Annotated in this window: 11 protein-coding genes; all 11 read right to left on the minus strand. The window is 53.1% G+C overall.

The annotated features are described in order from the left end of the window. Window positions 1-259 precede the first annotated feature (259 nt). On the minus strand, window positions 260-2,728 hold the full coding sequence (locus CODIS_RS08210; protein WP_069123773.1) for a glycogen/starch/alpha-glucan phosphorylase: 2,469 nt from the start codon (window positions 2,726-2,728) through the stop codon (window positions 260-262). Between the two features lie 222 nt (window positions 2,729-2,950). Next, window positions 2,951-3,367, minus strand: coding sequence for a VanZ family protein (locus CODIS_RS08215; RefSeq protein WP_235615158.1), 417 nt, complete (start codon window positions 3,365-3,367; stop codon window positions 2,951-2,953). Continuing rightward, the gene (purD, locus tag CODIS_RS08220; RefSeq protein ID WP_069123777.1) at window positions 3,364-4,653 is read right to left on the minus strand and encodes a phosphoribosylamine--glycine ligase; all 1,290 of its coding nucleotides are present in this window, start codon (window positions 4,651-4,653) and stop codon (window positions 3,364-3,366) included. Before purD ends, CODIS_RS08215 begins: the two co-directional genes overlap by 4 nt. After that, window positions 4,653-6,212: a bifunctional phosphoribosylaminoimidazolecarboxamide formyltransferase/IMP cyclohydrolase gene (gene purH / locus CODIS_RS08225; RefSeq protein WP_069123785.1), complete on the minus strand. Its 1,560-nt coding sequence runs from the start codon at window positions 6,210-6,212 to the stop codon at window positions 4,653-4,655. The genes purD and purH overlap by 1 nt, the downstream gene beginning before the upstream one ends. 31 nt (window positions 6,213-6,243) lie before the next feature. Next, complete coding sequence (gene fis, locus CODIS_RS08230; RefSeq protein ID WP_083220631.1) at window positions 6,244-6,540, minus strand: DNA-binding transcriptional regulator Fis; 297 nt, start codon at window positions 6,538-6,540, stop codon at window positions 6,244-6,246. Then, window positions 6,537-7,523, minus strand: a complete 987-nt coding sequence (dusB, locus tag CODIS_RS08235) for a tRNA dihydrouridine synthase DusB (protein WP_069123791.1) — start codon at window positions 7,521-7,523, stop codon at window positions 6,537-6,539. The genes fis and dusB overlap by 4 nt, the downstream gene beginning before the upstream one ends. A gap of 715 nt (window positions 7,524-8,238) precedes the next feature. After that, window positions 8,239-9,573, minus strand: a complete 1,335-nt coding sequence (locus tag CODIS_RS21360) for a DUF3426 domain-containing protein (protein WP_069123794.1) — start codon at window positions 9,571-9,573, stop codon at window positions 8,239-8,241. Between the two features lie 376 nt (window positions 9,574-9,949). Beyond that, window positions 9,950-10,831 (minus strand): 50S ribosomal protein L11 methyltransferase, encoded by an 882-nt coding sequence (gene prmA, locus CODIS_RS08245; protein WP_069123797.1) that lies wholly within the window; start codon window positions 10,829-10,831, stop codon window positions 9,950-9,952. 99 nt (window positions 10,832-10,930) lie between these two features. Continuing rightward, complete coding sequence (accC, locus tag CODIS_RS08250; protein WP_069123799.1) at window positions 10,931-12,271, minus strand: acetyl-CoA carboxylase biotin carboxylase subunit; 1,341 nt, start codon at window positions 12,269-12,271, stop codon at window positions 10,931-10,933. An 8-nt stretch (window positions 12,272-12,279) separates the two neighbouring features. Next, window positions 12,280-12,750: an acetyl-CoA carboxylase biotin carboxyl carrier protein gene (gene accB, locus CODIS_RS08255; RefSeq protein ID WP_069123802.1), complete on the minus strand. Its 471-nt coding sequence runs from the start codon at window positions 12,748-12,750 to the stop codon at window positions 12,280-12,282. Window positions 12,751-12,769: 19 nt separating this feature from the next. After that, window positions 12,770-13,210: a type II 3-dehydroquinate dehydratase gene (gene aroQ, locus CODIS_RS08260; protein ID WP_069123804.1), complete on the minus strand. Its 441-nt coding sequence runs from the start codon at window positions 13,208-13,210 to the stop codon at window positions 12,770-12,772. Between the last annotated feature and the right edge of the window lie 43 nt (window positions 13,211-13,253).

Consider the following 13,253-nt stretch of genomic DNA (forward strand, 5'->3'; position numbering starts at 1 on the left):
AGGACTGGCTGCACCTGTTCGTACTGTTGACCACCATTCTATCTCCGGCAGGAATGGCGCTTACTTAAGCCAAGAACCACCGTCATCCCGGCGCAGGCCGGGATCCATAATGCTTGATGGTGACGATATGCCTGGATTCCGTTACCTGATCAAGTCCGGCACAGGCTCTGTGACGGAACGACGAAAATCCTGAAATTCGTCTTAAGTAAATGTCATTCATCTCCGTCAGTGGTTTCGTTAGGCTCGGTATGCTTAAAATCTATCTGATGGGCTTCACATGCCAGATTTTTTCAGCATACTCCTGGATGGTTCGGTCACTGGAGAAATAGCCCATACGGGCGGTGTTGAGAATTGCCCGCCTGTTCCATTCGGCGGTGTTGAGATACACCTGGTCAGCCCGATCACTTACTTCAAGGTAGCTCTTGAAATCGGCGATTACCTTGAAGTGATCATTGTTGAGAAGACTGTCGGTGATCAGACGATAGCGTGTCGGTTCTTCCGGTGAAAAGAAGCCATTGGCGATCATGTCGATGACACGTTTCAATACCGGATCCGAATCATAATAACGCCGGGGCTGGTATCCCTGTCGATTGAGCCTTGTAATATCTTCTGTGGTCAAACCGAATATGAAAATATTATCGGCACCGATATTCTCATGCATCTCTACATTGGCACCGTCCATGGTCCCCATGGTCAGGGCGCCATTGAGGGCAAGTTTCATGTTGCCGGTACCCGATGCCTCCATGCCTGCTGTGGAGATCTGTTGCGAGAGTTCCGCCGCGGGGATGATATCCGAAGCGGTGGTAACGTCGTAATTGGGGATGAAAAGGATCTTCAAGCGATCACTGACAGCCGGGTCGTTGTCGATGACGTCGGCCACATCATTGATGAGGCGGATAATCAGTTTCGCCATGGTATAACCCGGTGCCGCCTTACCCCCGAACAGGATGGTGCGTGGCACATGATTGGCATTGGGATTATCCAGCAGGCGATTGTAGAGGGCTATGGCGCGAAACAGGTTGAGCAGTTGACGCTTGTATTCGTGAATTCTCTTAACCTGTACGTCGAATAGCATGTTTGAGTCAACCTTGCTGTCCAAATAGTACAGGATCAACTTGGCAAGACGTTGTTTGTTTGCCTGCTTAACGGCACAAAACCTCTCCTGGAAGGCACTGTCTTCGGCCAGGGATTCAAGCTGTTTGATCTGGCTGAGGTCTCTGATCCATTCCGGACCGATGGCATCACTGATCAGTGTTGAGAGTCCCCGGTTGGATTGATAGAGCCAGCGTCGTGGTGTAATCCCGTTAGTGATGTTGATGATCTTGCCGGGGTAGAAGCTGTTGAAATCCTTAAAGGTTGAATTGCGCAGAAGCTCACTGTGAAGTGCCGAGACGCCATTCACCTTGTGACTGCCGATGATCGCCAAATGGGCCATGCGAATTCGCCGTCCGTTGCCTTCATCGATGATGGAGAGGCGGCGCAGGATATCCATGTCCCCCGGGTGGAGGTGGCCGAGCATCAACAGAAAACGCCGGTTGATCTCCATGATCAACTGCAGGTGCCTTGGCAGCAGTTGTTCGAAGATATCCACCGGCCATGTCTCCAACGCCTCGGGCAGCAGGGTGTGGTTGGTGTATGAGAAGACCCGGGTGGTGATCTCCCAGGCGGGCTGCCATTCGAGGTGGTGCTTGTCCATCAGCAGTCGCATCATCTCCGGGATGGCGATCGCCGGGTGGGTGTCGTTGAGTTGGATTGCCACCTTGTCCGGTAGGTCGCTCAGACTGTCATGATCGGTGAAGAAGCGGCGTAGAATATCCTTCAGCGAGGCGCAGACGAAAAAATATTGCTGCTTTAGCCGCAAGCGCTTGTTCATGGTGGAGCTGTCGTTGGGATAGAGTACCTTGGAGATGTTCTCGGACAGGGTCTTGCCGACGACGGCCTCGGTATACTCTCCCTCATTGAACCGGTTTAGGTCGAAGTCCTCATAGGCCTTGGCGCTCCACAGTCGGAGATTGTTGACGGTATCGTTTTTATAACCGGGTATCGGGGTGTCATAGGCCTGGGCGATCACGACATCGCCCTCTATCCAATCAAAATGGCGCCGGCCTGTTGTATCCTGATACTCCATGACTCGCCCGCCGAAGCGGATCCGGTAGGAGACCTCCGGGCGGGGAAACTCCCAAGGGTTATCGTGTATCAGCCAATTTTCCGGCAACTCGACCTGGCAGCCGTTTTCAATCTTCTGTCTGAACATGCCATATTCGAAACGGATACCGTAGCCGTATCCGGGAATATTCAAACTGGCTATGGAGTCGAGAAAGCAGGCGGCCAGGCGTCCGAGTCCACCATTGCCAAGCGCTGCGTCATGCTCAAGGTTGCGTAGTCGTTCGAGTTCGATGCCGAGTTTATGCAGGGCCTCGGTACAGGCGTTGTGAATATCCATATTCAACAGGCTGTTGATAAGACTGCGTCCGATAAGAAATTCCATCGACAGGTAGTAGACCCGCTTGGCGTCGTGTCGGTAAAAGTTACGCTGGGTCTCCATCCAACGTTCAATCAGGCGATCACGAATCACATGACTGAACGCCATCATCCAATCATGATCGGTGGCGGTGTAGGGGTCCTTGCCAATGGTGTAGACGAGGTGATTGGAGACCGATCGTTGGATGTCCTTTGGATCTGAGCCTAGAAAATCATACTTGAAAGCACTGTGTTTGACTTTGCTCATAACAGACGAAGCACTGTATTGGTTGTGGTACTGAACGATAAGGGTCTGAAAATAACCGGGCGACTACCACTGACATATAGATTAACTATAACCCAAATCGATAATATGCTGTTCATCGAGATGGCGGGTAGGGACTATTCAAGGCCTGTTTGTACTGATTCAATTGGCACTCTAGGGTGAGAAAACAGCCCAGGCCCTTCAGGTGTCTCAGAGTCGATTGGCCTAGTGTGTGCGGTTCCTGGAAGCGCCGTTACGCAGTGCTTGGATCAAGGGGATGCGTAACAGTAGCGGTAACAGCAGGGGATAGATGAGCAGCCCCAGGATATCCGCCACCAAATCCCAGGTGGAGAATATACGATGAGGCATGAAGGCTTGCACTACCTCGATGAAAAGACCATAACCGAAGAGCGGTAGATACTTTAGCGGATTCCATTTTGATCGCGGCCATGAAAAATCGACCAGAAAGGCGAGCGCAAAAAAGGCCACAATATGGGACAGCTTGTCATTGAACTCTGTAACGACGGGGGTATCCAGGGGCGTGAACGCGAGATAACTGATCACCAGAAGCGCCATTGCCAGCAATACACGAATGGTGTGTGTGCTGAAGATGGAGGCAGCCGTAGCAACCCAATGCTTCAATCGCGCTCTTCCCTGGCGATCGCACGGTATGCGATGTCGGTGCGGTAATAGACATCATCCCAATGGATAGAACGGGTCAATGCGTAGGCGCTCTGTTGTGCCGATGTGACGCTTTCTCCCAGGGCGGTGGCACATAACACCCGTCCGCCTGTGGTGACGACCCTGTCGTCATCCAGCCCGGTGCCGGCGTGGAAGACTTTACAGGAGGGGTCGCCGGATTCAGGGAGGCCGCTGATGACCTTGCCTTTTTCATAGGGGCCTGGATAGCCGCCAGCCGCCAGCACAATACCCACGGATGCTCTGGAATCCCATTCAGTCTGCTCCCTGTCAAGCCTTCCATCCAGTGCGGCCAGGCAGTGCGCAACCAGGTCGGAACGCATGCGTAACATGATCGGTTGTGTCTCAGGGTCGCCAAAGCGACAATTGTATTCGATAACCTTGGGTGTGCCGTCCGCGGTAATCATCAATCCGGCGTAGAGGAATCCGGTATAGGGCATGCCCTCCTCGGCCATGCCTTTGACGGTGGGCCGGATTACCTGCTGCATGATCCTCTCATAGATGGTGTCATCGACCACGGGTGCCGGAGAGTAGGCCCCCATCCCGCCGGTATTGAGGCCGGTATCGCCGTCACCCACACGCTTGTGGTCCTGGCTGGTTGCCATCGGCAGGATATGACTACCGTCGGCCATGACTATGAAACTGGCCTCTTCACCTTCCAGGTACTCCTCGATGACCACGCGATGACCGGCTTCGCCAAAGGCATTGCCCGCCAGCATGTCGCGGACCGCTGATTCAGCGGTAGAGATGTCCATGGCGACGATCACGCCTTTTCCGGCCGCCAGGCCATCCGCCTTGATGACGATGGGAGCGCCAACTTGGTTGATATAGGTCAGCGCAGCATCAATCTCGGTGAAGGTCCGGTAGCTGCCGCTGGGAATACCGTGGCGTGCGAGGAAGTCTTTGGTGAAGGATTTTGATCCCTCCAGTTGCGCCGCATCCTTACTTGGCCCGAAACACCGCAGACCGGCTGTTTCGAAGGCATTGACGATGCCATTTACCAGTGGCGCCTCCGGGCCGACAATGGTCAGTCCTATTTGATTGGCTTTCGCGAATTCGATCAGTTCATCGATCGAGTCGGCGTCGATCTCCACATTCTCGAGCTTCTTTTCGAGGGCCGTGCCGGCATTGCCGGGGGCGACAAAGACCTTATCCGCCAGATCCGATTGCGCGGCTTTCCAGGCAAGGGCGTGTTCACGGCCGCCCGAACCGATGACCAGAATATTCATCAGTGACGGAAGTGGCGCATACCGGTGAATACCATCGCCATGTCATGCTCATCGGCGGCGGCGATCGCCTCATCGTCGCGCATCGATCCGCCGGGTTGAATGACGGCGGTAATGCCGACCTCCGCGGCATTGTCTATGCCGTCGCGGAATGGGAAGAACGCATCCGAGGCCATCACCGAACCCTTGACTTCAAGTGAGGCGTGTTCCGCTTTGATTGCGGCGATGCGCGCAGAGTTGACCCGACTCATCTGGCCGGCGCCGACACCGATGGTCATGCCGTCCCTGCCATAGACGATGGCGTTTGACTTGACGAACTTGGCGACACGCCAGGTGAACAGCAGGTCACGCATCTCCTGTTCTGTGGGGTGCCTTTGGGTCACAACCTTGATCTGGTGGGTCAGCTGCAGATCGGCATCCTGGACCAGCAGGCCACCATTGACCCGCTTGTATTCGGTGCGGTGGATCGCCTCGCTGAGCCATTCGCCACACTCAAGCAGGCGCACATTTTTCTTGCTGCTGACAGCCTCGATGGCTGCCGCCGAGATCTTTGGTGCGATGATCACTTCAACGAACTGGCGGTCGATGATGGTCTTTGCCGTCTCCCCGTCCAGTTCACCGTTAAAGGCGATAATGCCGCCAAACGCCGACTCGGGATCGGTAGTGTAGGCGCGATCATAGGCCTCCAGCATGTTGGCGCCATATGCCACACCGCAGGGATTGGCATGTTTGACGATGACGCAGGCGGGTCCCTCGTCAAAACTCTTGACACACTCCAACGCGGCGTCGGTATCACCGATATTGTTGTACGAGAGCTCCTTGCCCTGCAGCTGCTTGGCCGTGGCCACGCTCGCCTCATCGATCCTGTGCTCGACGAAGAATGCCGCTTTCTGATGGGGGTTCTCCCCATAACGCATGGTCTGTGCCTGCTTGAATTGAAGGGACAGCGTACGTGGAAAATCGCTGACTTCATCCCCCAAACGCGAGCCAAGGTAGTTGGCAATGGCGGCATCGTAGCGGGCTGTATGCTCGAAGGTCTTTACCGCAAGGTCGAATCGGGTTGCACTGCTCAATTCGTTGTTGTTGTCCCTCATTTCATGCAGCACCCTGTCATAGTCGAGTGCGTCGACGATCACCGTTACATCCTTGTGGTTCTTGGCCGCTGCGCGAAGCATGGTGGGACCGCCGATATCGATGTTTTCTATTGCCGTCGGAAGATCGCAATCGGGATTGGATACCGTCTCTTCGAAGGGGTAGAGATTGACCACGATCAGGTCGATGCCACCGATACCGTTCTCTTTCATGACGCCGTCATCTATGCCTCGCCGTCCGAGTATTCCGCCGTGAATTTTTGGGTGCAGGGTCTTGACCCGGCCATCCATCATTTCCGGATAGCCGGTATATTCTGAGACTTCGATGACCGGGACATCATTTTGCGTCAGCAGCTTTGCGGTACCGCCAGTTGAAAGGATCTCAATCTTATTGTCAGCGAGATTGCGGGCAAATTCCACAATCCCGGTTTTGTCTGAAACGCTAATCAGGGCGCGTTTAATCGATGCCATGTTGAAGATTCCAAGTAAGTGTAAGCCGGCTTCAGTCGAGGTCGTATTGTGAGAGTTTCTTGCGCAAGGTGCTTCGACTGATACCAAGAATGGATGCTGCCTGGGACTGGTTGCCGCCGGTATGCTTCATGACGCTTTCGAGTAATGGCGCCTCCACCTCGTTCATCACCAGTCTATAGAGGTTATTTGCGCCATGCCCGTCAAGGTTATTGAAATAACGTTGCATTGCATCACTGACACACTGGCGTAAGGGTTCTGATTTCTTACTGTGTGTGACTGTCAGATACTCTTTATTCTCTTTTTTGCTAAGAACCGCATCAGTCATCATGCCGCCAATTCCCCATTGTTTTGTAGGCAATCAAAATAGTTACGGATAGCCTGCAGTTGTTGTTCCGCAGACTCTGTGTAGTTTATTTTGTTCCTAAAAACTGCGCCGTCAGGGCGCCCCCTGCTGTACCAGGCGATATGCTTGCGCGCAATACGTATGCCAAGGTACTCCCCATAAAAATTATACAGTTGCCTGACATGTCCGATAAGGATGCCGGCAACCCATTCGAGATCAGGTTCCGGCATCACACTGCCGGTGTGCAGATAGTGATTGATCTCATCAAAAATCCAAGGGCGTCCTTGCGCAGCGCGACCTATCATCAGGGCATCGGCCCCGGTTCGTTTTAAAACGAATGAGGCTTTTTGCGGTGAATCGATATCCCCATTCGCGATAACCGGGATGTTGACTGATTGCTTGATGTCGCGGATTGTTTCGTATTCTGCATCGCCTGAAAACCTACATGCACGTGTGCGACCGTGAATGGCGAGGGCGCGGATACCTGCTGCTTCCGCGATGTTCGCGATACGTACGCCGTTGCGGTTTTCGGGATCTGTACCTGTGCGGATTTTCAATGTCACAGGTACCTCGACGGCACTGACAACCGCCTCCAATATCTTTCCAACGAGATATTCATCCTCCAACAACGCAGATCCTGCGGTGCGCTTACAAACTTTTTTTGCCGGGCATCCCATGTTGATATCGATTATCTGCGCACCATTGGCGGTATTGGCTCGTGCCGCTTCCGCCATCTGATGCGGATCGGAGCCGACGATCTGTACGCTGACAGGACTCGTTTCACCTTCGAGATCGAGGCGTCGGACAGTCTTTCTTGTGCCTCTTAGGGAAGCATCAGAAGAGACCATCTCCGAAACGGCAAGCCCAGCGCCCATCTCCCTGCAGAGTTGCCGGAATGGTCTGTCCGTGACGCCGGCCATGGGCGCCAATAGCAGATTGTTCTCTAATTTATAGGGTCCAATTTGCATCCAGAATGCCACTCATCAGGGGGTCCGTCTTGGAGAAGGAGGGTGTGGGATACTACCGCTAAATGTTGGCGGAATCAAAGGCAAATTGAGTATGAATTGATCTGGTACAAATGGCGTTTGTGGGTCTACCTGTGAATCGGCTGGAAGGGTGGTGAGTAAGCTCTTAAATCTTAGGCAGATATGTAAATGATGGCCTATGACTGGCAATCGGAAGGGAAATGTAAATTCATTGTATAGAATTTAATTCCTTACTGATGCAGTCTGATAATCAGGTGTCGAACTTTTTTACAGTCACCTCACCGAATGTCGGTATCTTAATGCGACACCGTTAGGGTTTGCTTGTGCCATCGGCCTTTCATTGTCGCACTGAACTATCGCTGGCGCTTTGTCCGGATAGTGCCGTTGATACGAAACGCTTATAGCCGCTGTCTCATTGAATCTCAGAATGATTCTATTGTTTAGACTATTGTGGTGACTGATGGGTTATGAATCCGGGTGGATACAGTTTTTAACAAGGTATGACTGGATTACTAAGATGAGATATTCGTTTCAAAGAGTGACGTATAGTGATACTCAGAGTAACGTCAGATGCCGTCGTCGGCACTTTTCCATTTGAATGACAGTGCCTGCGCTACTCACCAATAGGATCTGACAGCAGGAACCGGTATTGTGGAAGGGTAGTGTCTACCTGCACTGATCCGGCTGACTGAAGCCACTAAAGGAAGTCGAATTTGAAGCCGGTAACTTCATTGCCCGGGTCTTGCAGTTCGAGTTCCACATGCACTGTTCTTAATTTTGGCATCATCGGGTTGGATTGGTATTGATCGGCCTTGTATTCATCCGGCAGGAAGGTACGCCTTGCTATGATTTTACCCATATCGTTGTAGAGGCTTAACTGCAGTCTTGGAAAAGGTTGCTGGAAGGCTGCTGCATTCACCATCTCGAGTTTGAGTGACAGGATGCCCTCCTTTTCAGGGTGAGCGGTGAGGGCGCGATCACTGATGATTATCTGTTCGGTATCACGGCGTATGGGCACCTCGCAGCCCGCCAGGTTGCAGACGCCCTGGAGAATCTGCCTTCCGGCATAGTGGGAGACAAGGCTGTCCCTCAAGTACCATGTGATCTGTCCGAAGAGGGGGAGCAGCAGGAGTAATGAGCCGATAATCCAATAGCCCCTGTAGCGGCTGGGTTGTGGTTTTTCAAACTCCTCCTCAAACGTAAAGCGGGTCTCCTCATCCAGCGAGTCCTGAGACTGTAGAGGCTCTTCCTCGCTTGGGATGAAATCCTGTTCCAGTGGTATGGATTCCGGCGATAATGCTTGCTCGAGCTTCTCGTCCGATAGTATCGATTTTCCCTCTAGCGAAGATTCATCGTCAGTGTCCGTCGATTTTTCTTCACCGGTCGGTATCTCGACCGAGGTTGCCGAGTCAGTACCGGTATTCGGTTCTTCGCTTGATGTGCTTGATTCTGATTCAGCAAGAGATTCCTTGTCATGGTTTTCAAATGAAATAACCTCCGCTAACCGATTATCCGCACCATTTTCTGCGAGAAGCAGAGAGGCGGAATCCCGATCGAGTAGTTCGGACATTTGCGATTCGGTACCAGCGGCAAAATAATCCGGTTCCGTTTCGAGTCCGTCATCACGCTCAAGAAGAAATTGGTTTTGACTGTCGAATTCAGAACTATTTTCATCCACTTCAAGGATTGATTCTTCACCCAATTGCTGGGCGGGGGGCTCTTCGTCAGCCAAGGCATCGAGGGACTTCTCGACTTCGCTGTCACTGACCAAGCCCGATTCTATAACAAGCCCATCCGAGGTTGCCTCCCCATTCAATGGTTGCGAGGCCGCGATACCCCCATTCTGCTCAATTTCCGCCAACTCCTCCTGCAGATCATCATCATTGGTAAATGATGTGGGAGATTCCATGAGTTTATGCAGTGCGTTGAATACATTGTTGCATTGACAGCAGCGTACTTTTCCGTCGGCGGCCTTAAGTTGTTCCGGCGTGATGCGGAACATGGTCAGACAGTGTTGGCACTGGGTAAACATGTGGCGGATTACTTTCTATCTCTGCTTCAATTAAAGTGTGGCTGCTGTAATGGCTAAGGCCGTACAGACCTTTGTATGTATTCAATGGGTATCTTCAGTGGAACAAGGGAATAAATTCCTTGCACTATCCAATCGAGCAGTGACGAACCCTGGCTTGGGGTAGGTTTTCAGGTCACCGTTCAACACCTCTACGTTAGACCGAAGCCAAACGGCAGGCAAGCCCTTTGTGGTAAATTCGGACTGATTGTAGCGGCATCCGCAAGACCTGGATATGACTATTCGCGGATTACGGGGAAGCGTGATCATGACCCCGGAATATAGCATTCTGTATGGATGGTTTTAGCGGCTTGAGGCTGCGGCTCTCTTAGTCGCAGCACTATTGACAGCTGGCTGTACCGCACAATAGCAGCCATTCCTGTTGCCGTTTGGGTGCCTCCAGGGTCGCGAATGCCTGGTAGGCAGGCGCTACCTCGGCTTGTTGCTCTGCGAGTATACCGGAGAGGGCAAACCGACCGCCGGGTCGGATGAGCCGCGCAAAATCGGGAGCCAGTTGGATCAGTGGAGCAGCAAGAATATTGGCAACCAACAGGTCGAACGTTCCATTTGGCAGTTCATCCGGCAGGCATGTCAGGAGACGATCAGAAACGCTGTTCTTCTCCGCATTGTCTCTACTGGCTATCAAGGCCTGAGGATCATGGTCGAGGGCAACGGCGGAGGACGCACCAAGTTTCAGTGCAGCGATTGCGAGGATACCGGAGCCACAACCATAGTCTATGATGCGCTTTCCCGACAGGTCCTGAGCGTCCAGCCATTCCAGGCAGAGTGCGGTGGTGGGGTGCGTGCCGGTACCGAAGGCCAGTCCTGGATCGAGTTTAATCACTACTGCATTCTGTTGATCGACCGAATCACCTGCCGGACAGACCCACAGACGCTGTCCGAATGACATGGGCTTGAAATGATCCAACCACACCCGTTCCCAGATCCTGTCTTCTATGCGTTCCCATCGGAGTCTGCCGACCAGTTCGGGATCGAGGACCGAGGCAAGGGCATTGCGCAGCTTCAGCGGCTCCCGGTCTCCTTCGAACAGTGCAGTGACTTGGGTTTGTTGCCACAGCTGGGTCGACTCCGGTGGGGTCTCAAGCAGAGGCTGATCACCAGCGTCGCCCAGGGTGACAGACAGGGCGCCTAGGTTCTCGAAGACCAGTTCCAGCAGGGGGGGCTCGTTTTCAGTGCAGTCGATTGAGAGTTGCAACCACATACTATGAGTTTTGAGTTGTGAGTTTTCAGTTATGAGTTAGCTGAGGGATAAGCCCTTCTCAACTTAAAAACTCATAACTCACAACTCAAAACTCTTCAGTTATAGTCCCAGTTTCTTTTCCAGGTAGTGGATGTTGGCGCCTCCTTCTCTGAAGGCTGCATCACGCATGATATCCAGGTGCAGTGGTATGTTTGTCTTGATACCGCTGATCACCATCTCCTGCAGGGCGATGCGCATCCTGGCGATAGCCGAATCACGGGTCTCCCCGTGGGTGACAAGCTTGCCGATCATGGAGTCGTAGTAGGGAGGCACTCTATAGCCATTGTAAATGTGGGTGTCGACACGAACGCCCGGACCGCCGGGGGTATGGAGTTGGCTGATGGTGCCGGGGCTGGGAAGAAACTTTTCCGGGTCCTCGGCATTGATTCGGCACTCCACCGCATGGCCTTGAAGCTTGATCTCATCCTGTTTGTAGCTCAAGGGTTCCCCCGCCGCGATGAGAATCTGTTGTTTAACGATGTCGATGCCTGTGATCAGTTCGGTGACCGGGTGCTCCACTTGCACCCGGGTATTCATCTCAATGAAGTAGAATTCACCGTCCTCATAGAGAAACTCGAAAGTACCCGCTCCCCGATAGCCGATCTGGCGGCAGGCTTTGGCACATCTTTCACCCACATCCTTGCGTTGTTGTTCGGTAATGCCGGGCGCAGGTGCCTCTTCCACCACCTTCTGGTGACGGCGTTGCATGGAACAGTCGCGCTCTCCAAGATGAATTGCATTGCCATGGGTGTCGGAAAGGACCTGAAATTCTACGTGGCGGGGATTGCCGAGGAACTTTTCCATATACACAGTGCCGTTTCCGAATGCGGCTTCGGCCTCGGCCTTGGTCATGGCAACTGCGTTCAGCAGCGTTGCTTCAGTATGCACCACTCGCATGCCTCTTCCGCCACCGCCACCGGCGGCCTTGATGATGACCGGATAGCCGATTTCGTTCGCCACATCCTTAGTGCGTTTGGCATTGTTGTCCAGCGGACCGTTTGAGCCCGGTACTGTCGGTACATTGGCCTTGCGCATGGCTTCGATGGCGGCCACTTTGTCGCCCATGGTGCGGATCGTATCGGCCTTGGGACCAATAAAGATGAAACCGCTGTTTTCCACCCGTTCTGCGAAATCGGCATTTTCTGAAAGAAAACCATATCCCGGGTGTATGGCAACCGTGTCGGTGACTTCGGCGGCACTGATGATGGCTGGAATGTTCAGATAGCTATCGCTGGAGGGGGCGGGACCTATGCATACGGATTCGTCGGCAAGCAACACATGTTTTAGGTCACGATCAGCCTCGGAGTGTACGGCAACTGTCTTGATACCGAGTTCTTTACAGGCGCGCAGGATGCGCAAAGCTATCTCACCGCGATTGGCGATTACGATCTTATCTATCATGGTTTCACTCAATCAATGATGAATAGCGGTTCGTTGTATTCGACGGGCTGACCGTTTTCAACCAGTATCTTTTTAACGGTGCCGGCCTTGTCGGACTCTATCTGGTTGAGGATCTTCATCGCTTCAATGATACACAGGGTGTCACCCACAGCGACCGTTTGGCCCTCCTCCACAAACGGCTTACTGCCGGGCGAGGGTGAGCGGTAGAAGGTCCCCACCATCGGTGAGTTTACACTGTGCCCCTGAATCTCCTCGGTTGCGGCTTGCGGTTCGGGGGCGCCGGCAGTGGCAGGTGCTGCTGCCGGTACGGGCACCGGGGCGGCTGCAACCTGAGGCTGCATGCTGGGGATGGCTATCGTTGAGGGTATCGAGCTTTGGCGACTGATTCTGACCGACTCCTCCCCTTCATGAATTTCGATCTCCGCGACGTCTGACTCCTCGAGTAACTCAATAAGTTTTTTTACTTTGCGAATATCCATGTTGACCTGTCTCTAAGAATTATTTGTTGAGCCGTTTGGCAGCGGCCTGCAGGGCGAGTTCATAACCCTCCGCACCCAGGCCGGTGATGACACCTTCAGCCTTGTCAGAGAAATAGGAGTGTTTGCGGAACTCCTCTCTGGCGTGCACGTTGGAGAGATGGACCTCTATGTAGGGTATGCCTGTTCCCAATAATGCATCCCTCAGCGCCACGCTGGTATGGGTGAATGCAGCCGGGTTGATAATGATAAAACAGACATTTGATTGTTTTGCCTGATGTATCCAAGTCAGGAGTTCGTGTTCCGCATTGCTTTGGCGGAAGTCAATGTCGAATCCCAACTCTCTGCCTCGGTTTTCCAGGCGCTGGCGAATGGCATCCAGTGTCTCATGACCATAGTGACTGGGTTCCCGGGTGCCAAGCAGATTTAAATTCGGGCCATTCAGTACCAGGATGTTTGCCATTATCCAATATTCCAGGGCAGAGAAATACGTCTACACCCCCCAG

It is taken from the genome of Candidatus Thiodiazotropha endolucinida (assembly GCF_001715975.1).
GTDB classification, from domain to species: Bacteria; Pseudomonadota; Gammaproteobacteria; order Chromatiales; family Chromatiaceae; genus Thiodiazotropha; species Thiodiazotropha endolucinida.

What these genes read in the sequence shown, in the direction of transcription:
- CODIS_RS08210 (WP_069123773.1), bottom strand. Translation starts at nt 2,728, where the DNA reads ATGAGCAAAGTCAAACACAGTGCTTTCAAGTATGATTTTCTAGGCTCA.
- purD (WP_069123777.1), bottom strand. Translation starts at nt 4,653, where the DNA reads ATGAATATTCTGGTCATCGGTTCGGGCGGCCGTGAACACGCCCTTGCC.
- purH (WP_069123785.1), bottom strand. Translation starts at nt 6,212, where the DNA reads ATGGCATCGATTAAACGCGCCCTGATTAGCGTTTCAGACAAAACCGGG.
- fis (WP_083220631.1), bottom strand. Translation starts at nt 6,540, where the DNA reads ATGATGACTGATGCGGTTCTTAGCAAAAAAGAGAATAAAGAGTATCTG.
- dusB (WP_069123791.1), bottom strand. Translation starts at nt 7,523, where the DNA reads ATGCAAATTGGACCCTATAAATTAGAGAACAATCTGCTATTGGCGCCC.
- CODIS_RS21360 (WP_069123794.1), bottom strand. Translation starts at nt 9,573, where the DNA reads ATGTTTACCCAGTGCCAACACTGTCTGACCATGTTCCGCATCACGCCG.
- prmA (WP_069123797.1), bottom strand. Translation starts at nt 10,831, where the DNA reads ATGTGGTTGCAACTCTCAATCGACTGCACTGAAAACGAGCCCCCCCTG.
- accC (WP_069123799.1), bottom strand. Translation starts at nt 12,271, where the DNA reads ATGATAGATAAGATCGTAATCGCCAATCGCGGTGAGATAGCTTTGCGC.
- accB (WP_069123802.1), bottom strand. Translation starts at nt 12,750, where the DNA reads ATGGATATTCGCAAAGTAAAAAAACTTATTGAGTTACTCGAGGAGTCA.
- aroQ (WP_069123804.1), bottom strand. Translation starts at nt 13,210, where the DNA reads ATGGCAAACATCCTGGTACTGAATGGCCCGAATTTAAATCTGCTTGGC.